General features: G+C 60.1%; 18 protein-coding genes. 4 read left to right on the forward strand and 14 right to left on the reverse strand.

Features of this window, described 5'->3' with window-relative positions; genetic code table 11:
* Positions 1-37: 37 nt before the first annotated feature.
* Positions 38-2266, reverse strand: a complete 2229-nt coding sequence (locus EXY20_RS30175; protein WP_135556147.1) for an MMPL family transporter — start codon at positions 2264-2266, stop codon at positions 38-40.
* 732 nt (positions 2267-2998) lie between these two features.
* Between EXY20_RS30175 and EXY20_RS30180 the strand changes: the two genes are divergently transcribed.
* Positions 2999-3616, forward strand: a complete 618-nt coding sequence (locus EXY20_RS30180; RefSeq protein WP_167859636.1) for a TetR/AcrR family transcriptional regulator — start codon at positions 2999-3001, stop codon at positions 3614-3616.
* A gap of 68 nt (positions 3617-3684) precedes the next feature.
* Here EXY20_RS30180 and EXY20_RS30185 read toward each other — a convergent pair whose 3' ends face one another.
* The 5 genes from EXY20_RS30185 to EXY20_RS30205 form a co-directional block, all read right to left on the reverse strand.
* Positions 3685-4704 (reverse strand): zinc-dependent alcohol dehydrogenase, encoded by a 1020-nt coding sequence (locus EXY20_RS30185; RefSeq protein WP_235886272.1) that lies wholly within the window; start codon positions 4702-4704, stop codon positions 3685-3687.
* A gap of 73 nt (positions 4705-4777) precedes the next feature.
* Positions 4778-5440, reverse strand: a complete 663-nt coding sequence (locus EXY20_RS30190; protein WP_135556149.1) for a GntR family transcriptional regulator — start codon at positions 5438-5440, stop codon at positions 4778-4780.
* Positions 5441-6189: 749 nt separating this feature from the next.
* A complete protein-coding gene (locus EXY20_RS30195; RefSeq protein WP_135556150.1) occupies positions 6190-8055 on the reverse strand; it encodes a heparinase II/III family protein in 1866 nt (621 codons plus the stop codon).
* Positions 8056-8209: 154 nt separating this feature from the next.
* Complete coding sequence (locus tag EXY20_RS30200) at positions 8210-9139, reverse strand: dihydrodipicolinate synthase family protein (RefSeq protein ID WP_207671356.1); 930 nt, start codon at positions 9137-9139, stop codon at positions 8210-8212.
* Between the two features lie 135 nt (positions 9140-9274).
* The gene (locus tag EXY20_RS30205) at positions 9275-9685 is read right to left on the reverse strand and encodes a Cif family virulence factor (protein ID WP_135556151.1); all 411 of its coding nucleotides are present in this window, start codon (positions 9683-9685) and stop codon (positions 9275-9277) included.
* 211 nt (positions 9686-9896) lie between these two features.
* Here EXY20_RS30205 and EXY20_RS30210 point away from each other — a divergent pair, with 211 nt between their 5' ends.
* Positions 9897-11294, forward strand: coding sequence for an MFS transporter (locus EXY20_RS30210; protein WP_135556152.1), 1398 nt, complete (start codon positions 9897-9899; stop codon positions 11292-11294).
* Here EXY20_RS30210 and folE read toward each other — a convergent pair.
* Both folE and EXY20_RS30220 read right to left on the reverse strand, forming a co-directional pair.
* Complete coding sequence (gene folE, locus EXY20_RS30215) at positions 11284-11874, reverse strand: GTP cyclohydrolase I FolE (protein WP_135556153.1); 591 nt, start codon at positions 11872-11874, stop codon at positions 11284-11286. The genes EXY20_RS30210 and folE overlap by 11 nt on opposite strands.
* A 113-nt stretch (positions 11875-11987) precedes the next feature.
* Positions 11988-12197, reverse strand: a complete 210-nt coding sequence (locus EXY20_RS30220; RefSeq protein ID WP_135556154.1) for a YneF family protein — start codon at positions 12195-12197, stop codon at positions 11988-11990.
* Between the two features lie 223 nt (positions 12198-12420).
* Between EXY20_RS30220 and EXY20_RS30225 the strand changes: the two genes are divergently transcribed.
* Complete coding sequence (locus tag EXY20_RS30225) at positions 12421-13422, forward strand: Gfo/Idh/MocA family protein (RefSeq protein WP_135556155.1); 1002 nt, start codon at positions 12421-12423, stop codon at positions 13420-13422.
* Between the two features lie 594 nt (positions 13423-14016).
* On the opposite strand, the gene EXY20_RS30230 is transcribed toward EXY20_RS30225, so the two are convergent.
* From EXY20_RS30230 to EXY20_RS30255, 6 genes are all read right to left on the reverse strand, one after another.
* Positions 14017-15015: a S8/S53 family peptidase gene (locus EXY20_RS30230; RefSeq protein WP_135556156.1), complete on the reverse strand. Its 999-nt coding sequence runs from the start codon at positions 15013-15015 to the stop codon at positions 14017-14019.
* A gap of 81 nt (positions 15016-15096) precedes the next feature.
* Positions 15097-15984: a carbohydrate ABC transporter permease gene (locus tag EXY20_RS30235; protein ID WP_135556157.1), complete on the reverse strand. Its 888-nt coding sequence runs from the start codon at positions 15982-15984 to the stop codon at positions 15097-15099.
* Positions 15985-16000: 16 nt separating this feature from the next.
* The gene (locus tag EXY20_RS30240) at positions 16001-16900 is read right to left on the reverse strand and encodes an ABC transporter permease (RefSeq protein WP_135556158.1); all 900 of its coding nucleotides are present in this window, start codon (positions 16898-16900) and stop codon (positions 16001-16003) included.
* Positions 16901-16902: 2 nt separating this feature from the next.
* Positions 16903-18513, reverse strand: a complete 1611-nt coding sequence (locus EXY20_RS30245; RefSeq protein ID WP_135556159.1) for a DUF3502 domain-containing protein — start codon at positions 18511-18513, stop codon at positions 16903-16905.
* Between the two features lie 166 nt (positions 18514-18679).
* Complete coding sequence (locus EXY20_RS30250) at positions 18680-21082, reverse strand: helix-turn-helix domain-containing protein (protein WP_167859637.1); 2403 nt, start codon at positions 21080-21082, stop codon at positions 18680-18682.
* A 194-nt stretch (positions 21083-21276) separates the two neighbouring features.
* Positions 21277-22299, reverse strand: coding sequence for a sialidase family protein (locus EXY20_RS30255; RefSeq protein WP_167859638.1), 1023 nt, complete (start codon positions 22297-22299; stop codon positions 21277-21279).
* A gap of 268 nt (positions 22300-22567) precedes the next feature.
* Here EXY20_RS30255 and EXY20_RS30260 point away from each other — a divergent pair, with 268 nt between their 5' ends.
* A complete protein-coding gene (locus EXY20_RS30260) occupies positions 22568-24616 on the forward strand; it encodes a hypothetical protein (RefSeq protein WP_135556162.1) in 2049 nt (682 codons plus the stop codon).
* Positions 24617-24628 lie beyond the last annotated feature (12 nt).

The raw sequence follows: 24628 nt of genomic DNA on the forward strand, positions 1-24628 counted from the left end.
TGCATCGGCGCGGGTATGCGGCGGAGTCGGCGCGGCGTTAACCGCGGCTTGTTTCCGCCGCCGTTTCCCCGGCTTTGCCCGGCCAGAACGCCCGCTTCCCGAGCAGCGTCGTAATCGCCGGCACAAGGAACGGCCGCACGACGAACGTATCGAGCAGCACGCCGATCGCCGTTACGACGCCGAACTGGACGAGCACCTGGATCGGCAGCGTCGCCAGCACGGCGAACGTGCCCGCCAGAATAAGGCCCGCCGACGTAATGACAGAACTCGTCTCCGCCACCCCTTGCGCGATGGCGTCCTTCAGCGGCATGTGCCGCCTTTTTTGCCAGATGCCCGAAATCATGAAGATGTTGTAATCTTCGCCAAGCGCCACCAGGAACACGAACGAATACAGCGGAATAAAGCCTTGAATCGCCTCGGCGCCCATCAGATCGTGAAGTACGAACCAGCCCGCCCCCAGCGCGGAAAAGTAAGACAACACCACGGTAGCGATCAAATACAGCATCGCGACGACAGAGCGCAGATAGACGAGCAGCAGCAGGGCGATCAGCCCAATCACAAGCGGAATGACAAGCCGCGTGTCGCGTGCGCTCGTTTGCTGCGTATCGCGCTGCGTGGCGGTTTGGCCGCCGACCCAGACGCGCTGGTCCGCATTCGGCAGCTCGAGCGCAAATTCGGCCGCATTGCGAATACTCGGGATGGCGGCGAGCGCCTCGTTGGAGTAAGGATCGATTCGCAGCGTCACGTCGTAAGCGAGCAGCGAAGCGTTATGCGCGCCTTTGACCGGCTCCGCGACTTGCGCCACGAACGGCAGTTCCTGCAGTCGTTGCCGCACCGGAGCTTCCTTCCCGCCGCTGTCGACGATCACTTTCACCGGCGCCAGATCGCCCGGCGTAAAGTGGTCGCCGATCAAGGCAAAGCCTTCGCGTGAAGCCATGTCCTTCGGGAACGACTGCAGCAGGTTGAACGTCGTTTTAATCGAAGCGGCTTGCCACGCGAACCCGCCGAGCACCACAACGCAGACGAGCATAACCGTCCAGGGACGGTTCGTGACGAGCCGGCCGAGCGCCAGGCTCGGCTTGCCGACAGGCTTCAGCTCGCGGGCCGGCTTTCCTTTGGCGGCGGCGTACGTGCGGCGCATCTCCGCCGTGCGGGGAATAAACGGGAAGAACGACGCGCGACCGAATATCGCCAGCAGCGCCGGCACCAGCGTCAGACTTGCCAGACCCATAATCAGGATCGACAGCGAGAACGGAATCGCAAACCTGTGGTTTGAGCCGTATTCGGCCACCAGCAACGCCAGCAACGAAACGACGACGGTAAGGCCGCTCATGGCTACGGCGCCGGAAGCGCCGCTTATCGCTGCTCTCATCGCCCGGTACTTGTCGGTTTCCGTCAGGAGCTCCTGCCGGTAACGGGCGACAAGGAACAAACAGTAATCGGTGCCGGCGCCAAACAGGAGCACGGTCATGATCGATATGCCCTGACTGTCGACAACGATCCAGCCCTCGTGCGCAAGAAAACCGAGAATCGGGCCGATTACGCCATAGGCAAACCCGACGCCGATCAGCGGCACGATAGCGAGGAGCGGCGAACGGTATAACAGAATCAGCAGTACGAGCACAATCGCTACCGTCGCCAGCAGCAGCGACACGTCGGCGTTCTGAAACAGCGCCGTGGCGTCGGTCTGGATGCCGACGGGGCCGGTAATCCGCGCGTGCAGCTGGTTGTCCTCCAGCGCGCCCGACTCGAACGCATCGGCGCCGAGAATGACGGCGGCGCGCTTCTTCAAGTCGTCCAGCGACGCTTTCAGCGTTTCGGTTTGCTCCTGCTCGCCGAACGATACCGGCAACACGAACGTCGTGCCGTCTTTGGCAGCTTGCGCCTTGAGCGCCGGCAGCGGCTGCTTGTCGAGCGGCGGCACGCCGGTCATCGCGTCAAGCGGCTGCTCCTGCAGCTCCTTGACGAGGCGCTGGACCGCTGCGTAATCCGCATCCGCCAACCCGCCGCTGCGGTACCAGACGATGAGCGCCGGAACGCCGGCGCTGTTCGGGAACTCCCGCTGCAGCAGCGCATCGGCCTGCACCGACAGCGCATCCTGCGGCAAATTGGGTGCCGCGTTGTTTTCCTCGTCGTTCACCGACGGGGCGAGCGACGACAGCAGCCCGGCCAGCAATATCCACACCGCCAGCGTCAGCCAGCGCGTTCGTGGTCCGGCGACGAGGCCGCCGTATTTCTCCAGCCAATGGGAACGTTTCCGGGTCATGCGATACCTCCTGATTGATAAGCCTTATTCGCGCAAAAAGAGACCGTCTTTGCACCGCTGCAGATCGCGGCTTCGGAAATAGGCCCTGTTTCATGACCTATTCCGCGGAAAATGGGCAGCCGCTGTGGAATAGCCAGCGATTTTACTGGTTATTTCACAGAAATGGCCGATTGGGAGGCAGTTTGGCGCTAATAGCCAGCGATTTCACTGGCTATTTGTCAAATGGCACCCGAAATGCGGTCAATAAGCCATTTTTCAGGGCCTATTTTGACAAGACAAGGAAACCCAACCTACTTAACCAACACTACCTTACTTTCGCAAGAAAAACTTCCGCTTTTTATTATATATACTGGAAGGTTAATTTTCAATGCCGTCATATTTTGTTCGTTTTTGCAGTGTGATATAATGATTTCCTTAATCGATGCAATTCAGCGAAGCTGGCCCGGCGCAAGTAGTGAAAATCATTGCCGATTGGACCTGAGGAACAGCCCCATGCGGTAATGATTTCCTTAATCGATGCAATTCAGCGAAGCTGGCCCGGCGCAAGTAGTGAAAATCATTGCCGATTGGACCTGAGGAACAGCCCCATGCGGTAATGATTTCCTTAATCGATGCAATTCAGCGAAGCTGGCCCGGCGCAAGTAGTGAAAATCATTGCCGATTGGACCTGAGGAACAGCCCCATGCGGTAATGATTTCCTTAATCGATGCAATGCTACAGGAGGCGACCCTCATGCAACCGAAACGCAAACGTTCGCCCGGCAGGCCGCACGCCGAACCGATCGCCGCGCCGATGCGGGAACAAATTCTCCAATCGGCGGCGCAATTGTTCATGCGCTTCGGCTACGAAGGCGTCTCCATCCAATCTGTCGCGGATGATTGCGGCGTGACGAAAGCGACGGTCTACTACTATTTTCCGACCAAATCGGACTTGTTTACCTCCACGATCGTGCGGATGCTCGGCAACGTCAAGACGCGCATTCTGTCGATCCTCGAGCTGCCGGAACCGCTCCAGGCGCGTTTGATCCGCATCGCGGAGCAATATTTGAATGTCCCCCATTTCGATATGGACATCATGCTGGCCAAAGCGGCGGAAGCGATGACGCCGGAGCAGACGCAAGCGATGCGGGAAGCGGAAGCTGCCATTTACCGCGTCGTGGTGGACGCATTCGATGCGGCCGCCCGCGCCGGCGAAATCCGCGACGTCGACCCTGCCGTCGCCGGCCACGCCTATATCGCCGTCATGCGCATCGGCAACACGCGTTATGCGGAGGAGAAGCCGCTGTTCGCCTCGACCTCCGCTGCCGCCCGCGCCATCGTCGAGCTGATCTGGCAAGGCGTTGGCCGTTGAGCGTATAGTGAAACCCCCGGAACCGAACGGCTCCGGGGGTTTTTGCATCGATCGGGCGAACGATCCGCTTATTGCCACGGGTCGAGCAAAATTTTTGCCGTTTTGCCCGGGCCCTGGATCAGCTTCTCGAAGCTTTCCCCGCCGGCGGCAAGCGCGACGGTTTCCGTCCACGGCATCATGCTGACGCGCCCTTCGCCGATCCATTGCAGCGCGGCGGCAAAATCCTCCGGCGCATAAGCAAAAGCGCCGGTCATCCGAATTTCGCTGCGGATCGCCGTGTTGATCGGCAAGCTGCTGTCCGCCTCGTGCAGGCCGGTGAACATCACCTGGCCGCCCGGCCGCACCGCATCGATGCACTGGCGGCGTGTCACAGCAGCGCCAACCGCGTCAACGGCGGCGTCATAAGCGCCTTCTCGCAGCGATTCGTCGAGCTCTGCAAGCGTTGTGGCGCACACCGCTCCCAGCTCGGCGGCGATTTCGAGCCGGCTGCGGTTCAAGTCGAGCACCGTTACGTCGCGCAAACCGTACACGTGCGCCGCCTGCAGCGTAAACAGGCCGATCGGCCCGGCGCCGACGATCAGCAGCTTGTCGGTCGGCGTCAGACGCAACATGCGCAGCAGATGCACCGCACAAGCGAACGGTTCGGCGAAAGCTCCCTCTTCCATCGAGACGCCGTCCGGCAGGCGGAATACGTTTTTGACGGGCACGGCGACATAGCCGGCAAAAGCGCCCGGCCGATGCGCGCCAAGCAAGCTGCGCTTCGGGCACAACTGCGCTTGCCCGTTCGTGCAATAGCGGCAAATGCCGCACGACACGAGCGGATTGACTGTCACACGGTCGCCGGCCTGCAGGTGGCTGACCGCCGCGCCGATCCGTTCGACGCTGCCGGCGAATTCGTGCCCCATCACGAGCGGCGGCTTGCGCAGCGAGTTATGCCCGAGGTAGCCGCCCAGCTCGGAGCCGCATATGCCGACTTTTTCGACGCGGATCAGCACTTCGTCTTCAGCCGGCTCGGGAATCGGCAGCTCCCGGATATTCATCGTTCGTGGTCCTTCGTAAACAAGCGCGTTCATCGTCGCCGTTGTCATCTTCGTCGTTTCCCCTTTCGGTGTGTAGCTGAGCGCCGCGGCTTGCGGCAGTTTGCCGCAGCCCGGGCGGACGTCAGCGGTGCGGAATCCATTTGCCCAACTCGCTTATCATCACTTCTTCCGCTTCCTTCAGATGCGCCGCGATCGTAGCCTTGGCTGCCTGCAGATCGCGGGCGGCGAGCGCTTGTACAATGTCCGCGTGATGCGACAAAATCGTCTCGGCACGAGGGTTGCCCTGGTTCGTAATTTCAAGGATCGACTGGATCACTTCCTCCAGCCCGATCCAGGCCTGCATCAGCGTTTTGTTCCCCGACAATTCGACGATCCGCTGGTGAAAGCGCACGTCCCAGCCGGCAAATTCCTCCGACGTAATCGTCCGCTTCTCCATCTGCGCGAGAATGTCGTCGAACTCCGCCCGGGGAAATAGCGTACCGCCGCCTGCCATCCACTTCTCCGCTGCCATCGTCTCCAGCATCGTGCGGAACTCGTACAAGTTGCGGATATCCTGCAGCTCCACCGCTTTGACGCGTACCCGTCCGTTCGGCAGCCGCTCGGCGAAACCTTCCTGGACCAGCAGCTGCAAAGCGTCGCGCACCGGCCCGCGGCTGACGCCCAATTGTTCGGCGAGCTGCGGTTCCGCCAAATGGTAATGATGCGGGTATTCGCCGCTGATAATCGCTTTGCGCAGCCTTTTGGAGATGGCGTCGCCCAGCATGTGGCGTTTGACGACCGTCATCGGGACCGCCTCGTTTCCTCAGTGGAGTGTACGACTAAGAAACCCTATAGTAAAACTGTTAACAGTTTTACTATAGGGGAAATTCGGGCTGAGCGCAATCTTTTTTGTCGGCAGAGGCTAGCGCGACTGCCGGCTGCGGCGATAACTTTTCATGCCGATTAGAAAGTCGCCTCAACTGTCGAATACCCGCGAAACCGGCTCCCGCTGCGCACGGGGGGTTGGTACTCCGATCGCTTCTTGTTTTCCGAATTCTTCGAACGATCAGGCCAAGGGGGAATCCGGAAAACAAAGGCGAACGCAGCGTAATCTTCCGAAGCCGCTTTCTTGCAGAAAGCGCTCAGCTTCTCCATATCACCCCCTGCTCTCCGCTCCCCCCTTCGCCTCTGTTTTAACCTCCGCAAAAGCGGACTCGTGGCACAAAGCGCTTCTCCCCTCCGCCAACTAACTAATTTGCTTTCGTGCCCCCCCCCTGCGGCGACAACTTTGAAAAACAGACCCTATTTTTTTGCCTATTTCGCCCAAAACGGGCAGTCCCACGAGGCCGGCCAATCGGGCAAATAAGCCATTTTTCATGGGCAATTTTTTTGATGGGTCGACGAAAAGCCCCAGCCTTTGCAAAATAACGCCTGGATCGCGCTATAACGCTCGGGATGGGGCAACATGTGCGCCTGATGGGCGCGGGTGCATTTCAGAAGCTTGAATTTGTTAAACACCGGGCAATACCGGCGCAGTTACGTGCATGAGACGCTCTACCGCGTGCGGAATGTAAACCGCCCGGCCAGCTTCGCTTCCGGCTGAATAGCGCGCAGCGCGATGCGCCAGAACGCGCCGTCCGCGCCGCCGTGCACGCGCGCGACGAGCTGCTCCGCCGCGTAGCTCCACGCCGCCGCGTCGTACGCCAGCGTCACCGGCCCGATGCGCACCGTGCCCGGCGTTTCGCACACCGGCTCCGCATCGGCAATAAACGCTTCCTCGAACGATTCCGGCGCGCGCGCAAAAGCCGCTTCATCGGTGACCGTCAGCGTCAGCTCTTCTTCCGCCCACGCCCACTCGAACGTGCGGTGCAGCGACTGCAAATGCTCGCACTCGTAAGCGCGCGTCAAATCGAGCCGGAACAACCCGCCGTCCGGCCCCGCTTCATAAGCCAGCGTTTCGGTGCGGAACGCGCTGCCGTACGATTGCCGCACGCCGTCCACGACCGGCACCGAATGACCGTGCGAACCGGCCGTCCACAAGCCGTAGCGGATCCCGGTTTGGAAATACTGCCGCGTGTATTCGCCCATGCCGATATCCTTGAGCACGCTGCCGCCCTGCGTATGCAGCACAAAATGCCCCAGGTCGTTATGATTGTGCGGTTCCTCGTTGTGGCCGCCCTTCGCGGCAAAAACGACCGGACCGCCGCCGAGCCTGCGCTTCGAAACGACCCACTGGTTGCCGCGGAAATGGAAATCCTCCTGCGGCTCGGCAGCCGGCTCCGCCGTTTCGCCTGTCAGCGCCCAAAGCACGCTGCGGCTGAAAGCAGCCCAGCAGCGAAGCTGCGCGTCGCCGAACCCCGCTTCCGCTTCGGGCAGCGAAACGCCGCCGCAGCGGTCGCGAAGCCGCGCGAACAAGCCGACGGAAAGATCGACGACGCTCGGCGAATCGGAGAAATTGACGACCTGGCTGCCCGTCAGCAAACACGCTTGCGGGAACCGGGCAATGCTGCCCACATGCTCGCCCTGCAGCAAGTCGACTCTCCCTTCGGTCCGGGCGCGCAGCAGCTCGGCAAAAAAGACGTAATACCCGAAACCGAACTGCCAATAAGCGACGCCTTCAGGCGTTGCGCCCTGTTCGTCGAAGCCGGAAATATGCGCCCGCAGCGCATGCAGCGCCCGCCAGATCATCCCCGCCAGCTTCTCGGCGTCGTCGACCAAATAAATGGCCGCACAAGCCGAGCTCGCCGCGCAAACGGCTGGCCAGTTGTTCGTTTTCATCTCCCAGTTTTGCGGAGTCGGATCGTCGAAATAAACGCGGAAAATGCGCCGCTCGATCTCTTCCTTCACCCGGTGCACAACCCAGGGATGCAGACGCTGCTCGAATAGCCGCATAATTTCCGCCAGCGCAAAAGCGGTTTCGCCCGCAAACAAGTCGACCGTCTCCCGCGGCGGGGCAGGCTTGTCCCAGATGCCGTTCGGATACTCGATCACGTACAGGCCGACATGCGCCGGAAGCACCCACGTGTATTCGTCGCAGATCGCCCAGATCACTTCCTCCAGCGCGGTCAGCCACCGGTCGCCGCCTTCGCCTTCGGTCAACTGCAGCATCGCGTAAACGGACAGCTTCCGCCTGCGCTCGAAATACGCATGCTCGAATCGCCCGCGATCGCCCGTGCGCCCGAACGCCCAAAACTCCGCGAGCGGCAGCTGCACAATGGGCGTTTCGGCGAACCGTTCGCCCCGCTCCTTCAGTTCCGACCAGAACGCCTCGTTCACAAGCCCGTTCCCGTCACTTTCGCGGAGTGCGCCCACACGAGCCGTCTCCGGGAACAAGTGCTCAGTCCCGGTCCAGGCCGGCGTTTCCTCCAACACCCGTTTCAGTTGCTTTAAGGTCAATTCTGTCAAACCGATCGCGTTCACGTCGATTTCCGCCTCCCGTCAGGTCTTGCCCTTACTATACTCGCTGCAGCCGCCTCTTAATATGAAACGGTTGCCCGAATATGTCACTGTGTTGTCGGAAATGAAAAAAGAAAGAACCCTGCCTGGCAGGGTCCCGTATGTTGAAAAAGCGGTGTCAGGCGAACAGTTCCGGCATTTGCGCCACGGCGATCGGGCGGAGCCGCTCCGCCTCTTCCAGCGGAATCGAACGATATGGCCAGCGCAGCTTCGTCCCGGCGTCGGACCAGCCGCCGATCGCCGCGAGCAGCTTGTCGACGGCCGCATTGCTGTAGCCTTGCTCCGTGATATACGGCACGATGCTGTCGCGGATGAAGCCGAAGATGCGTTCCTCCGCTTCCAGCGCGCCCGCGAGGTCGGTTTGCATCCGCTCATACCAGCGCTGCGCGCCGGCAGGACTCAGGCACGCCACGTTGGAGTAGGAGCCGTGCGCCCCTTGCGAGATGCCGGTCGCGAGCCGATGGCCGGGCACGAACACCGACATGCCGCGCATATGCTCGCGCATCGACGCGTACCAGGCGCTGTCGCCGCCTGCCGTTTTCGCGCCGATCAAGTTCGGCACGGCGGCTTTCAGCTTGCCGTACGTTTCCGGCTGCAGCACCCGTTTGGCGTGCGGCGGGTTGTACAGCACCAGCCCGATGCCGTCCGCCGCATCCTCCATCCGTTGCAAGCAATCGATCGCTTCGTCGTCCGTCAGCGCATACCAGTCGGACAAAATGACCTGGATCGCTCCGGGAGCCAGCTTGACGGCGCGGCGAATCCGTTCGAGCGACGTTTGCGGACTCATATGCGACGCGCCGAGCTGGAACGGCAATCCGCGCGCTTCGCACACTTCCGCAACCAGCTCGCTGATCGTTTCGTATTCCGCCTCGGATTGGGCATAAAACTCGCCCGCCGTACCGTTCGAATAAATGCCGTTAACCCCCGCCGCGGCAATCGTTTCGATTTGCGTCCGCATGCGCGCATAATCGATCGTTTCGTTTTCCCCAAGCGGCAGCAGCACCGTGCCCCATGTCCCTTTAATGTCTTCCGCGTTCAGCCTCTTCACCGCATATTTACCTCCCCGTCGTCATCGCTCCCATTTTAGCATAATAAAACTATAGTTTCATTATAATTCGATCCAATCACGCCACAAAAAAAACCGCATCCGACGGACGCGGCAAATATGCAGCTTGCGGTTCGATTACGCTTTCCACTTGCGGCCCGACTCGCGCAGCCGCTCCTCTTCATTGTGCGCGATCAGGAACACGAAATGCGGCTCCCCGCCCGGATTGCACCGAACCACATACGTCATGTCAAAATCGACCGGATCACCGGTCGCAAACTCCAGCTTCCAGTTCACTTTGACCAGCATGTGATCGTCGCCGAGCGGCGCCTCGGTAAACTTGCGCCGGCCGATCGACGCGACGCCGATGCTTTTGTAGAAGGAGGAGGCCTGGCGCAGCGCCTCGCGAAACCCGTCGTTGTTTTCGATATAATAGACGCCGTCCGGTCCGCTCATCAGCGCCTGTTGCCCGTAAGCCGCCGCAACGCCTTCAATGTCGCCCGCTTCCAGCGCCCGTTCGTACCGGTCGAATAGCTCCTGAACGGTCATCGGTCTCATCCTCCCTCGGGGTAGGTTAGAACGAATTTACCCGCGGCGCGGCGCGTTCAAACAGCCCTCCGAAGCAAGGCCGAACATAATGAGGCCAAAAGTTGTCCGCCCCGTTTGCGAATTGGTCCACCGCCGCACGCAAAAATGCGCTACAATCGAGTAAAACGAACGATCGCAGGCTTCGGTGAACGTCGGGAAAGAAGGATAACGCGTGTCAACAGGAGAAACAACCGTCAATCCGCAAAGATGGAAAATCATGCATGTCATCAATTTGGGAACGTTTATGACGACGCTTGATGTCGGCATCGTCCATTTGGCGCTGCCGCAGGTGGCGGAGCAATTCGGGGCGAATCTGGGGGACGTGCAGTGGGTGATCACCGCCTATTTGCTGACGATGATCGGACTATTGCCGATCTTGGGCGGCCTCAGCGACCGGTTGGAGCGGCGCGTCATTTACAGCTTCGGCATGTTCGGTTTCGGCCTCGGTTCGCTGCTTGCCGTATTCGCCGGGCAACTGTGGCTGCTGATCGCCGCGCGCGTCGTGCAGGGGATCGGCGCCACGATGATGATGGCCAACAGCCAGGCGATGGTGCGCGCGGTATTCCCGGACAACGAACGGGGCAAGGCGCTTGGCCTGAATACGGTGTTCATGTCGGCCGGCACGCTGGCGGGCCCGGCGATCGGCGGTTTTCTCGCCCAGTGGGGCGGATGGCCGCTGCTGTTCCTGATCAACGTGCCGTTCGCCGCAGCGGCGACTTATTACGGCTTGCGGCTGTTTCCCCAAACCGAACGCTCGCAGCGCAAGCTCGACACGGCCGGCGCCCTCGTGTTGGCCGCTGCCGCCACGCTGCTGTTCGCCGCCGCGATCATGGCGCAGGAGCAGCGCTTCTCCGCGCCCGTGCTGATCGTCGGCGCCGCCGGCCTGCTGGCGGCAGCCGCACTGTGGCGGATCGAACGGCGGCGCGAGCACGCCATCGTCGACAGCATCCTGTACCGCAATCGCCATATCGGCATCGGCAACTTGTCGAACTTCCTGTACTACGCCGCGCAGACGGGCACGCAGCTGCCGCTCAGCTTCTACCTGCTGCACGGGCTCGGTTTGTCCGTCTCCTCGGCCGGGCTGGTGCTGGCGGTCCAGCCGGTGCTGATGGGGTTGTCCGGCCCGCTGTCCGGCTGGGCGCGCGACCGCTTCGGCCCGGCATGGCCGACGACCGCCGGCATGCTGATCTGCGCCGCTTCCACCGTGCCGGTTGCGGCCGGAGGAACGCCGACGCTTGCCGACCTGATCGCGTTCAACGCGATGTTCGGCCTCGGCACCGGCTTGTTCCTCGCCGCGAACAATGCGACGATCATGAGCGCCGCGCCCGGCAGCAAAGCGAGCCTCGTCGGCAGCATGCTGGCGCTGATCCGCTATCTCGGCATGGTCGGCGGCATCGCGCTTGCCGTGCTGCTCATCGGCGCAGGCGCTACCGACGCCAGCGCAGCGGCACAAGCGCAGACCGCATCGGGCCTGCGCTGGTTATTCGCCGCGAGCGGCTGCATTTGCCTTGCCGTCGCGCTGATCGGCCGCTGGCGCGGCGAACGCGCCCGCGTTGCCGCTACTCCTTGAGCAGCGACAGAAACTCCGAGCGCAGCGCCGCGTTCGACTTGAATTCGCCGCGCACCGCGGAGGTGACGGTTTTGCTGCCGGGCTTCTTCACGCCGCGGGCGCACATGCACAGATGCTCGCCTTGCACGACGACCATGCAGCCTTGCGGCTTCAGCACTTCGTCGATCACATCCGCCAGCTCCGACGTGATGCGCTCCTGCACCTGCAGCTTGCGGGTGACCGCCTCGACCAGGCGGGCGAACTTGCTGAGGCCGGCTATTTTGCCGCTTGGGATATAGCCGATGTGCACGTGGCCATAGAACGGGGCCATATGATGCTCGCATTGGCTGTAGTAGACGATATCTTTGACGATCACGAGCTCCTTGTGGTTTTCGTCAAACGTAACGCCGATTACGTCGTTCAAATCGGCTTCGTAACCGCCGAAAATTTCCTCGTACATGCGGACGACGCGGGCGGGCGTGTCCAGCAAGCCTTCGCGGTCCACGTCCTCGCCGATCAACCGCAATATTTCGCGGACATGATATTCCAGTTGCTCCCGGTTGCGGGCGACGCTTTCGTTTCTGTAATCTTTGGCAGGCATGGAGGTAGTACTCCTTTCATCGCTATAATGGCAGGAAGCGGGGCGCACCGACGTAGCGTCGGCACCCCCCGCTGTCTTTGGTTCCGTCCGCTTGCCGGCAAACCGGCGCGGATTTATTTGAACTTCTGTTTCTTCAGCATTTGCTGCGCCTTGTTCAACTGCTGCTTGTTCATGTTGTAGCCCATCTGCTTCGCCATCTTGGCCAACATGTCCGGGTTGTTCTGCATCCGCTCAATTTGCCCGCGCAAGTAGTACACGCCGACGAAAAATCCGGCGACAGCGCCGACAATCAGCGTTACGATCGGTATGATCCAGTTCCACATTATGTTCACCCCGCGTCATGGTTTCGGCGTTCCTCCCGTGACCGGGCGACGAACGTCATCACAAACTTCCACGCCTATCATAGCATGTCCCGAAATCTCAGACAAATGTCGCATATTCACAATATATTTGCCCGGGCAGATGGTGGTATGATCGTTGGGGAAAGCCGTCAGTTACACGGCTCCTTATGAAACAAAACGCCAGAATAGGATGGTGGAACGACCGATGACGATCAAAGTCGCGATGCTCAGCTACTGGCACGTACATGCCAAAGATTATACCCGCCAAGTGCAGGCAAGACCCGAATGTCAAATCGTCGCCGTATGGGACGAACTGCCGGATCGCGGCCGGCAAATGGCAAACGAGTTGGGCGTACCTTTCTATGAACGGCTGCAGGAACTGCTGGACAACCCGGATATCGATGCGGTTGTCGTCGACACGCCTTCCCATTTGCACGCGGAAGTGATGATCGCGGCGGCGAATGCCGGCAAACATATTTTTACGGAAAAAGTGCTTGCCATCACAACGGCGGACGCCGACCGGATCATCGAAGCGGTGAACGCCTCCGGCAAATCGTTCATGATTTCGCTGCCGCGGCTGACGGAGAACAAGTTCCTCTATGCCAAACAAGTCATCGACCAAGGTCTCGTCGGCGACGTGACGCTGCTTCGCATCCGGCTCGCCCATGACGGCGCGCTGCCGACCGCGAGTTCGGACAAAGGCTGGCTGCCGGAGCATTTCTTCAGCCGCGAGCAATGCGGCGGCGGCGCCCTGATCGACCTGGGCTGCCATCCGATGTATTTGGCCGCGTTCTATCTCGGCATGCCGAAGAGCGTCACCGCACAGTTCGGTCATGTAACCGGCCGCGATGTCGAAGACAACGCCGTATCCGTGCTGGCGTACGAGAACGGCGCGCTGGCGGTAGTCGAAGCCGGCTTCGCCAGCCGCTTCAGCCCGTTCAGCGTCGAAGTGCACGGCACCGAAGGCTGCCTGCTCATCGGCAACACGATCCAATTGCGCAGCCGCAAGCTTGGCCTCGGCGCAAACGACGGCTGGGTGACGCCGGACCGGCTGCCGGCCGTGCCGCCACAACCGCTCAATCAATGGGTCGATCATATCGTGCACGGCACGGCGCCGACGATTACGATCGATCAAGGCCGTCAGCTGACTGTGCTGATGGAAGCGTCGAACCGTTCCGCCGCCGAAGGGCGTACGGTTGTATTGTAAGTAGCGAACATGCCAAACAACCGCCGCATTCCCCTTTTGGAGGAAGCGACGGTTGTTTGGCGTCGACTGAGTATGGTCGTCAGAGCAAGACAAACTGCGAACCCCGGCGAAACCGGCTCCCGCTGCGCGCGGGGGTTGGTACTCCGATCGATTCTTGTTTTCCGGATTCTTCGAACGATCAGCCAAGGGGGAATCCGGAAAACAAAGGCGAACGCTAGAGTATGCTTCCGAAGCCGCTTTCTTGCAGAAAGCGCTCAGCTTCTCCATACCAACCCCCGCTCTCCGCTCCCGCCCCTCGCCCCCTGTTTAACCCTCTCCATGCAGACATGTTGCACAAAGCGCGGCATTCTGCCCTCCGCCAACTAACCAATTCGCTTTTGTGCCGCTCCGATGAAGCTTCTTGAAAAATAGGCCCTATTTTATTGCCTATTTCACCAAAATCGGCACCCAGTCCCTCCATAATAACCAGTGAAATCACTGGCTATTCCGGCGAAAAGGCCCGATCCGGGGCCTGACGGAGCAAATAGGCCATGTTTTCACTGGCTATTTCCAACGAGGCACCCCGAATCGGGCCAATAAGCCATTTTTCTTGGCTTATTTCGTCCGCATCGGTGCCGCAAAAAGGAAGTCGACGGCAGCCAGCAGGTCGAGGCAAAGAAAGCTGCGGCCGGAAGCCGGATCGTCGACTGCGGTCCCCGTATGGCGAAAAATCGCCATCAGCGCATCCGGCAGCGTGGCGCCCCACGCTTCCCAGCGAAACCCGCTGACAGCCACGGCTTCGCGCAAAATCATCGCACACGCCGCCGCATAAGCGTTCGACGAAGAGGTCGCCGTTGCGGCGACCAGCAGGTCCGTGCCGGCGCCCCGGTCCAGATGCACCTCGCCCGTGTCCGGATGCACGGCGCCGATCGCGAAGCACGCCGGTTGGCAGGCGGGCCAGGAAATGCCGGCGGTGTAGCCGTTGTTCCCGCACGGCGCGCTTACCCACACGCCAAGGCGCCGCAGTTCCTCCAGCTTCGCGTCGATCATCGTCGCGATCGGCGTTTCATGCATTAGGTCGTCGAGCACGGACAAGTTGACAGCCGTGATGCCGTACCGTTCGCGATGATCGACGACCCATTGCAGCCCTTCCGCGATCGAAGCGGATTCGTCCCGCCGCAAATGAACGATGCTTGCGCAGCGAACGTGCGCGACGTGATTGTTGTAAGCGGCGCCCAGCAAGCCGTTGTAGTGGAGCGAGGACGGATAACCGACGCTGGTGCCGTGATAACCCGGCGGGACCGGCGTCGGATCGTCGTTGCCGTCGATGCTGTTGTAGGCGGCGATCACCTTCGGTCCCCATGGCAGCCGGGCCTGCCACTCGGGAACGGACAAGTCGCAGCCGTCGTCCAGAATGGCCAGGCACTGGCCTTTGCCCCAGCTCAGCGCCCCGTCGTATTTGTCCCACGTGTCGATAATCCGGTTCCGTGCGAAGGCGGCCGGATTGTACGGTACTCCCCGCCGGCCGCCCGCTGCGGACGGTTCCCCGCCGGCTGCCGGCTGATCCAGCTCATCGGCGCCAAGCATGCCGCGCAGCCTGTCTTCTCCATCCATTCCATTTCCCCGCTTCTTTTGGTCTTGTCGTGCCCACAGCCACTTCCCGTTTCTATCGGATTTGTCCCGCCCCCGCCTTGCTTACCCTTTGAGAGATCCGATCATGATGCCTTTGACGAAATATTTTTGCAGGAACGGGTAAAAAGCGATAATCGGCGCAACGGCGATGACGATCGTCGCCGCTTTGATCGACTGGCTGGTCACCTGCTCGGTCATGTCGATATAGGAGCCGGTGTTGGTCGGGTCGATCCGCTCCTGCAGAAACAGCTTCTGCACCAGCAATTGTAGCACGAAGCTGTTTTTTTCGCGCAAATAAATCATTGCATCGAACCAAGCGTTCCAATGAGCCACCCCCGACCAAAGCGCAATGACGGCAATGATCGGCATCGACAGCGGAAAAATGATCCGAAACGCCGTTTGCACCGGATTCGCCCCGTCGATCAGCGCCGATTCCTCCAGTTCCCGCGGGAATCCCATCAGGAAATTGCGCGCCAGGATAATGTACCAAGCGTTCGCCAGGCCGGGAAGCACCAGCACCCACAAGGAGCCGATCAAGCCGTACGATTTCATCGTCAGATAGGTCGGAATGAGCCCGCCGCTGAAAAACATCGTAAACAGCAAAAACAGCGTAATCGCCCCGCGCAAAGGCAAGTCGCGACGCGACAGCGCAAACGCGGCGAGCATCGTCACCGCCACCGTCAGCGTAACGCCGAACGACGTGCGGAACAACGTATTGCCGAAGGCCGAATAAAGGATGTCGCTGCGCAGCACCTGCCCGTACGCCGACAGATTGAAGCCTTCCGGCCACAAGCGCAGTCCGAGCCGGTTCACATAGGCCGGTCCGGTCACGGACAGCATAAGCAAGTTCCAGAACGGATACACGAACAGGATGGACAACACGATCATAAGCAACACGTTGAACACATCGAATAATTTGCCAGCCGGGCTTTTGCGGCGGAATACGGTCATGACGGAGCCCTCCCCCTCACCAGATGCCGTAATCGTTGAACCGTTTGACGAGAAAGTTGGTGCCCATGACAAGCGCGAGCGCGATCACGTTTTTGAACAAGCCGATGGCCGAGGAAAAGCCGTACTTCGTTTCCAGCAAGCCGATCCGGTACACGTACGTGTCGATAATGTCGGCGACGCGGTACACGGCCGGGTTGTACAGGTTAAAAATTTGATCGAAGCCCGCGTTCATGATGCCGCCGACATTCAGGATGAACAGGATCGTCATGATCGGCACCAGCGACGGCAAGGTAATGTGCACGATTTTCTGCAAGCGGCCCGCGCCGTCGATCGTGGCCGATTCGTATTGATCCTGGCTGATGCCGGCAATGGCGGCCAAATAGACGACGCTTCCCCAGCCGACGCTTTGCCAAATATGCGTGATGACCAGCATGCCCACGAACGTGTCCGGATCGGCGAGAAAATGAATCGGCTTGCCGCCGAAGAAGGTGAGCACATAGTTGAGCGCTCCCCGCGACGGGGACAAAATTTCGGTCAGCAAGCTGGCCAATATGACCCACGACATGAAGTGGGGCAAGTACGAGACGCTTTGCACGAATTTTTTGAATTTGCCGTGGATCAGCTCGTTAAACAGCAGCGCCAGCACAACGGGAGCCGGGAAGCCGAACAGCAGATGCAGACCGCTGATCGTCAGCGTGTTGCGAATGATCCGCCAAAAAAACACGTCGTGAAAAAACTGTTCGAAATAGTCGAAACCGACCCACGGACTGCCCCATATGCCGTCGATGAACCTGTAGTCCTTGAAGGCGATGATGACGCCATACATGGGCACATAACTGAACAAGGCGAACAAAACGATCGCGGGAGCAAGCATCAGGTAGTAATAACCGTATTTGCCGAAGCGGTCTCGCATCATCGTTACTTCTTATTGGACGCGTCGTACAGCTTCTGGTATTCGTCCATTACCGCCTGCCCGCCGGCGTCGAGGAACTTTTTCTTGAACGCTTCCCATTCCTTGTCGATGTCGAGCTTGCCGGCTACCGCGTTCGTTTCGAATTCGGTCGCTACCGTTGCGATCGCCGTGCCGTATTTGACGAGCGACTCGTTCGTGCCGCTGAAGCTGAAGTTGACGTTGGTATATTTGATCGGACTCGACATGGACACGTCGTAGGCGGGGCTGTCCGCCTTGGTGACCAGATTTTTTTTGGCGTAATCCCACGTGACCGGAGTCAGGCCAAAATATTGGGCGATGCCTTCCTCGTTGATCTTGTCCACCTTCGAGTATTCCGGCGTCAGTTGGATGATGCCGTCCTTGTCGAGCGTATACCCCTTGCCTTGTTCGCCGTAATAGACGCGTTTGTAGAAATCGTCGTTTGCCACCAGAAATTCCTTGATCGCCATGATGCGCGCCACTTTGTCGTCGCTCGTGTTTTTGCCGAACGCAAAGCCGAAGCCGGCTGACGGGAAGTTGATGCCGCCCGCGCCTTTGTCGCCGGTCGGGCCGGTGAAAGGCTTGATGAATTCAATTTTGGCGGCGGCATTTTTATCGGTTACCATGCTCGTCAAATTGGCTGCCGTCGACAACGCGAACCACCACGGATGGTCGGCCAGCACGCCGAACTTGCCGCTTTCCCATTTGGCCCGCTGCTGCGGACGCTGATCGGTGAGCGACTCGGGATCGATCAGCCCTTCCTTGTTCCATGCCTGCATCGTTTTCAGATAATCCCGGAAGCCGTCGGACAGCGCAACGGGCGATACTTTGCCGCTCTTGTCCGCGTAGAAGGCGGTGTTCGACGAACCGAGCCCGTAAGCTCCCCGCAAATAAAGCTGGATGCCGTGGCCGCCGAACGTATCGTTTTTGCCGTTTTTGTCCGGATCGTTAAAGGTGAAGCGCTTCAGCACCTCGTGGTATTCGTCCATCGTTTCCGGCAGCTTGGCGATGCCGACGTTGTCGAGCCAGTCCTTGCGCAAGGCCATGACCCACGGCTGCAGCTGCGCGTAGCTGAGGAACGGGATGAAGTAGTTTTTGCCCTTGTACTTCATCGTCGTGCTGGCGACGTCTTTGCCCAGCATGGCGTCGACTCTCTCCATCCACTTGGGCATCGCGGAGCGAATTTTCTCTTCGCTCAGTTCCTTAAGCAAGCCCTGATCGATCAGGAACTGGTAAGGCACGTTCAGGCTGATGTAATCCGCCGTTTTGCCTTCGGCGAAATACAGGTTTACCTGCTCCTTGTTGGACATATCGAGCATGACCTGATTGATTTTTACGTTAAACTTCTCTTCGATCAGCTTCTTCGTCGGGCTGTCCAGTTTGTCGTTCGCCTTGCCGGTCTGGTTGAATCCGATCCAGGAAAGCTCAAGCTTCTGCGCATACGGATTGGGTGCTGCCGATGCTCCCGCCTTCGCCGACGCCGCCGGCGAAGGCGACGCGCCCTTGCCTGCTTCCTCCTTGCCGCCGCTGCAGCCTGCCAGCACCGTTACAATGGCGATTGCTCCCGCCAGTCCGGCCATCCATTTTTTTCTTGCCACGATACCCCCGCCAATCTTCTCCATCGTCTCACTCCTCGTTCGAAATGGTGTTGCCAGCCCAGCATACGGTCGGACAGGCGCGGAGCGAAATGCTGCAATCTTGACGTTTATTGCCCCGATCTTGACAATGGCGGGAAAAATCCGGGCCGGCCGGCGATCGTTCCGTTCAGCTGTGCAGCTTCCGGTATTCGCCGGGCGTGAGGCCAGTCGATTCCTTGAACAGCTTGATGAAATGATTGACCTTGATATAGCCGAGCTGGCTGCTGATATCCTGGATTTTGGCGCCGGGCAGGAGAAGAAGCTCCTTGCTTCGCGTTATACGAGTCCTGGTGACGAAATCGCTGAAGTTTCCGCCGGTATGCTCCTTGAAGATTCGGCTCAAATAAGCGGGATTCAGGTTAAGCGCTTCCGCAACCGACGAAAGCGAGATTTTATCGCCGCAATCTTGCTCTACCATGCGCCGGGCATGCTCGACGTGCATGTTTCGTTTTTCCTGGAACGCCTGACCGATATAGTCCGCCATGGCGGCGATCACTCCTTCGAACCAGACGGAAAGCTCCTGCCAGTCGTTCTTCAGCAGAAAAGAGGCGAGCAGGTGCGGACGTTCCTGCGGAACGATCGCTTTCATGTCGAGGTGCAAATCCATGACGGTTTCGTTCAGCCGGACGAGCAGCTGCAGAAAGGCGTGCTGCACTTGCGGGAAGGCTGCCCGCCTTGACCCGGCGCGCATCGTTTGCACCATATCGGCGAACACGCCAAGCGCCTTCGCCCTTTCGCCATTCTTCAGGCAGACGACAAGCGCCGCTTCCATTTCCTTCGGGTACGGCAGCGGATCGTACGCTTGCAGCCTGACGTCGTCGATATAAATGATTTCCCCTTCTCCGCTCAGCTTCCGGTAACAAAGCGACTCCTGCGCCTCCGTATAAGCCCGCGGCAGCTCCAGGGCAGTCCGGCAATAGCCGCCGATGCCGATCGTGCAGGCGACGCGGTGCCGATCGTGCAGGCAGCGGCGGATCGCTTCGGCCGCGGCAAACACGTCGGCCATGCCGCTGCCGCCGCTATTGAGCAGTACGGCGTACAGATGGTCGTCGATTTCGGTTACCCAGCGCGTTCCAACCGGGTCGAGCGATTCCGCGATGGAGTCTTTCACTTTCAACTGCTCCAGCTTCTCCGCTTCGATGTCGGCGTGCCGGCTCCACTGTACTTGCGTTTCCACGGCGACCAGCAGCAGACCGATGTCAAGCGTCCCCAGCTCGACGCCAAAATAGCGCAGCCGCTCCTCGATCGCCTCCAGCCCGTAGTCGTGTTCCTTGAGCAAGGAGCGGACGAATTTCTCCTGATAGGCGGGCAAGCTTTCGCGAAGCCGCTGCCGATACCGGTTGCGCGCTTCGTACGCGCCGGTCAGGCTTTCGCTGATGACCTGGAATTCGCCGGCGGTCCGCGTCCGAAGGCCAGGAACGACGGGCGATCCGACCGGCTTGCGCTCACCGTCGCCCTGGTGATCGTTTTTGATCAGCTGCAGCAGGCGGGAGATCGGCTTGTACATGCGGCGGCTGGAGACAAGCGCCAACGAGGCGGTTGCCAGCAGCAGGAGCGCCGTAAACACGATGAACAAATTGCGGATGCCGGCGATGGTGGCGTACATGGCGTTCATGTCGGTGACGCTGGATATCGTCCAGCCGAGCAGCTCCGACGACTGCCAGGAAACAAGCCAGCGGTTATGCCTCATGGCATGTTCCCCGGGCGTGCGTCCGTCCGCGTCGGCGGCGGCGATCGCCGCGCGGCTGGTGTCGACGAGCGGCGCCGCAGCGGCGGAATTGTCGTACAGCAACGGTTCTCCTTCCGGGGAAAGAACGATCAGCGTCGTGCCGCGGTCAATGCCCAGCTTGCTGATCAGATTCCTATAGTAGGCTTCAGCATCCAGATTGATCACAACCGCATAATTGACTTGCGCCGGCCGGAAAACGATCGGAATGACGCGCTTGACGCCGCCGTTCGGCAGCGCGGCATCCCGCACATCCGTCATGATCGGATAGCCGAACGCATTCTGGTGTACGTGTTCGTCCCAGTTGCTATCGTAAAATTGCCCGACGGGGTATTGCATATGATCGGAGGTGAGCACGATGCCCCGGTTCGGATTGATATAGTAAACGGAATAAATAAATTCGTTGAGATTTTTCAGATCGACGAGGCTTTGCAGCACTTTGGCCTTGCTGTCGATATAGTCGACGATGCGCTGCCGCTCCGATTCGGCGGCGTTGTGCCACTGGCCGAGCTCGGAGTAATAATCGCCGAGCGGCGACTGGTCGAACGTCAGCAGCGATTTATTGGTGGCGAATTGCCGGTAGCCGCTGCCGATCTGATTGACGATCAACTCCATCGCGTTGGCCGTTTGTTTCAGGTAGCGGGCATTGGCTTGTTCGATTTCCCGCTTCATCGACGATTGTACATTGTAATAGAAGAAAAAGACGAGCGTCACGATCGGAATCGTACAAATGAGCAGCATATAAGTGACCAGACGGATCAAAAAGCGTTTGTGCCGCGAATAAATCAGCAGTTTGTCGAACAAGGGGCATCCTCTCCGTCGTTGGTAGTAATATGTCCAGTATAGGCGAATCGACGGGGACCGGGACATGCTTTAATTTTGACATTCGTTGCCCTGATGTTCACTTGTGGAGGAGGATAAGCGGAAAAGCGGAACAGGCGCACGGTGCCGGCGATGCGGCACTCGTGCGCCTTCGGGCGATGGACGGCCCGGGCTGGTTAGAACAACTCGTCGATGCGGAAGCGGACGACGCCCATGTGGTAACGCTGATGCTGCGGCACCCGGTTGGCGTAGTAGGCAAGCACAAGCGTGCCGTCGCTCGTTTGCACGCACGACGGATAGCCGCCGTCCGTTGCGGTAATGAAGTCGACAAGGAAGACAGGCTTGCTCCAGCTCGCGCCGTTGTCGTCGCTGATTCGGGCGTCGACGCCGTAGTGGCCGTTATTGCGCGCCCCGTAGGTAAGCAGAATGCGTCCATCCAACAATTTCAGCAGATGAGCCGGAATTTGTCCGGGAAGCGATACCGCTCCGCGCGGGCTCCAGCTGTCGCCGAAGTCGTCCGAGCCGAACAGCTCCAGGTGCTCGCTCTCCCAAGTGCGCACCGCTGCCAGCAGCCGCGAGTCCCCCAGCGCAACGATAGCGGTTTCGTTGCCTTTGATCGGCGCGATCGGACGCGGATTGACCCATGACTTGCCTTGATCGTAGCTGCGGAAAAACCAACTGCGGTTGAGGACAGCGTCCCGTCCCGTGCGTGCCGCATCGCGCGAAAAAGAATAGCAGGCGGAGCCAAGCGTGCCGTCGCCGCTGCTGACGATATCCCCGAACGGGATGACCGCTTCCGTGCCTTCCGGCAGCTCGATGCCGCCTTCGATCGTCCATGAAAGCCCTCCGTCGCTGGAACGGCTCACCCTCGCCGGCAAAATATTGCCCCTCTGCCCCGACACGCGGGCCGGATCGTTGGCGGGTGAAACGTCGTCCCACCCCGAGCTGAGCACGACCAGGGAGCCGTCCGTTGCAAGCCCCGCCGCCACGTTCATCCGGTTCTGCTTCGGCAGGTGCCCGGAAGGCACGCCGCCGCGGGCCCACGTTCGGCCTTCGTCGCCGCTGATCCAGCATTCCACGTCGCCTTCCGTTACGCCGTGATTCGGCTTGCCGAAGATGACGGCGGTGATCGCACCATTCTGCAGCAGCGTCAGGTTCGGCCATGCGCATACATTGTCGATGGCGATGAATCGTTCCACTTGCTTCACTCCCCTATTCGGATCTTGTTGCATCGTTATCGTACCCCGCCACCCGGGCGGAAGCCTATGCCGCAATCTTGCGATTTATCGCCCCGTTCTTGACATGTCCGCTGCCGCCCCTGCCGTCCTCTTGCCTCCGAAACTGTGCATTTGCGCAACATTATTGGTCGATTCGGGAAAACTGCGCTTATACGGCCAGTGATACGATGGGGACTAACCGGTCATCGCCGGCACACGGAATGGCGAACAGAATGTGGAGGAAAACCGAATGGAGACGAATCACGAGCAAATATACCTGACGCGGCTGCTGCGGGACGATCCGGTAACGCCGCATGTGGAACGCTTCCTCGCGAAGCAAACTGGCGAACCGTTTGAGGAATCGGGCGCGACACGCGAGCATTATTTGGCGTTTGCGGAACAGCGGCTGCGCCAGTTTGCATCGGAGCAGGACGAACGCGGCGCAATCCTTGATCCTTACGACGGCGTCGAGCGCCAGTTCGCGACCGCCTGCTTCGCCAAAGCGGGAGCCGTGCTGCTAAACGCAGGACGCTGCGGCGATCTGGGCGAATCGGTGCGGAAGGCGATGGACTGGGCGTCTTATTGCCTCGGGGAAAACAAGATACCGGACGACCATGCCGATTTTACGACCCATATGCTGGTCAGGGCGCTGCAGCTGCTGGCGCCGGAAACGACCGACGAACGCGTGTTGTCCTGGCGAACGAGCCTGTCCCGTATCGTGCCGGAAGCTACTTATTCCCAAACCGAACGCAATTTCGCCAATCTCAAATCGATTCGCAACTGGGCGACATACGCCATGCACGGGGAAATGATGCGGCAACGCGAAGGGCTGACCGATTCCGCCGCTTTCGTGGACAAGTACCTGGCGCCCCAGCTCACCCGCTTTACGCCCGAGGGGCTGTATCGCGACCCGAATTTGCCGGTTGCCTACGACCTGGCCGCCCGCCAGCAATTAAGCGGTCTGCTGGACGCGGGATATACCGGCGAACATGCGCCGTTTCTGCGCGCTGTCCTGCGGCGCGGAGCATGGGCAATGCTGTTCATGCAATCGACGACGGGCACGGTAAGCTGCGGCGGACGCAGCAACCAGATCGTCTGGAACGACTTGACGTTCGCGCATCTGTGCGAAAGAGAAGCTTCGCTTTATTATGCCGCCGGCGATACGCGAACGGCCGGAAGCTTCAAGCGGGCCGCGCGGCTCGCGCTGCAGTCGATCCGCAGCTGGAGCGACGATCCGGAGCAATTCCGGCTGTTCAAAAATCGGTTCGACGCGAAGCATCGCGCCGGCTGGGAGCTGTATGCGTACTATTCTCCCTACAGTCTGTATGCCGCCCAAATCGCCGCTTCCTGTTATGAAGCGGCGGACGAGCGCATCGCCGAGCTTCCCGCGCCTGCCGATACGGGCGGCTACGCGTTCCACGTGCCGTCGTTTCACCGGCTGTACGCCAGCAGCAACGGCTACCACCTTGTTGTGGACACGGCGGCACAAATGGGTCACGACGCAACCGGCCTCGTTCGCCTGCACAAGCGCGGCGTCGCGGAGGAAACGGCGCTTTCGACAGGCATTGCGGGGATGGACGACGAAGTACCGTGGATATTCATCCGGCCGCGTTTGCTCATTCCCTCCCCGCGCCAAGCCGCAGCGATCGGCCCGATGTGGCGCGACGAGCATGGAACATGGGACCGGCTCGCCCGCTACGGCCGAAAAAAACACGAAGTGTTTCACGAACTGGACGAAAACGGTCAGCCGATCGACGGCGAGAAGCTGGATTGGCGCACATCGGTCGAAGCGGTGGAAGAAGCTGCCTCCGGGCTCCGGCTGCAAGTACGTTACGTTGCCGACCGCAACGTCCGCACAGCCGAGTTCGGCAGCGACGGGCATGGCGCGAATGCGCAAACGACGTACGAGAAGGCCATGGGAGACATCCGGCCGCGGCCGGGTGCGGGCAGCGCGGCGGAAATCGTCGAGGAATACCGTCTCGGACCAGATGGCGTCACGGTAACCTGGAGTGTGAAAGCGGCGGAGGGCGGCGACATTACGGCGTTTGGCGTCGGCGTTCCGCTGCTTGCGACCAATGGAGCCGGGGAGGCCGCCGTTACCGGCGATACCCGCTGCGTCCAGGTTACGCACGACAGGTACCGGTACACCGTTCGTCCGGTCGACGGGGACGCTCCGCTAACGTACGAACTGCTGCCCGGCCTGATGCCGAACCGCAACGGCCACTACCGGCTGGCGCAGTGGACAAGCCGCGAGTCGCGTGCGATTGCGCTTCATTTCGAGCTGCAAGCGCTCGATTAGCTGTTGCTACTC

Origin of the sequence: Paenibacillus cymbidii (assembly GCF_004764705.1) — a bacterium.
GTDB lineage: Bacteria > Bacillota > Bacilli > Paenibacillales > NBRC-103111 > Paenibacillus_AN > Paenibacillus_AN cymbidii.

What these genes read in the sequence shown, in the direction of transcription:
- EXY20_RS30235 (WP_135556157.1), bottom strand. Translation starts at nt 15,984, where the DNA reads ATGACCGTATTCCGCCGCAAAAGCCCGGCTGGCAAATTATTCGATGTG.
- EXY20_RS30175 (WP_135556147.1), bottom strand. Translation starts at nt 2,266, where the DNA reads ATGACCCGGAAACGTTCCCATTGGCTGGAGAAATACGGCGGCCTCGTC.
- folE (WP_135556153.1), bottom strand. Translation starts at nt 11,874, where the DNA reads ATGCCTGCCAAAGATTACAGAAACGAAAGCGTCGCCCGCAACCGGGAG.
- EXY20_RS30220 (WP_135556154.1), bottom strand. Translation starts at nt 12,197, where the DNA reads ATGTGGAACTGGATCATACCGATCGTAACGCTGATTGTCGGCGCTGTC.
- EXY20_RS30205 (WP_135556151.1), bottom strand. Translation starts at nt 9,685, where the DNA reads ATGACCGTTCAGGAGCTATTCGACCGGTACGAACGGGCGCTGGAAGCG.
- EXY20_RS30260 (WP_135556162.1), top strand. Translation starts at nt 22,568, where the DNA reads ATGGAGACGAATCACGAGCAAATATACCTGACGCGGCTGCTGCGGGAC.
- EXY20_RS30190 (WP_135556149.1), bottom strand. Translation starts at nt 5,440, where the DNA reads ATGACGGTCGTCAAACGCCACATGCTGGGCGACGCCATCTCCAAAAGG.
- EXY20_RS30185 (WP_235886272.1), bottom strand. Translation starts at nt 4,704, where the DNA reads ATGACAACGGCGACGATGAACGCGCTTGTTTACGAAGGACCACGAACG.
- EXY20_RS30240 (WP_135556158.1), bottom strand. Translation starts at nt 16,900, where the DNA reads ATGATGCGAGACCGCTTCGGCAAATACGGTTATTACTACCTGATGCTT.
- EXY20_RS30180 (WP_167859636.1), top strand. Translation starts at nt 2,999, where the DNA reads ATGCAACCGAAACGCAAACGTTCGCCCGGCAGGCCGCACGCCGAACCG.
- EXY20_RS30230 (WP_135556156.1), bottom strand. Translation starts at nt 15,015, where the DNA reads ATGGATGGAGAAGACAGGCTGCGCGGCATGCTTGGCGCCGATGAGCTG.
- EXY20_RS30225 (WP_135556155.1), top strand. Translation starts at nt 12,421, where the DNA reads ATGACGATCAAAGTCGCGATGCTCAGCTACTGGCACGTACATGCCAAA.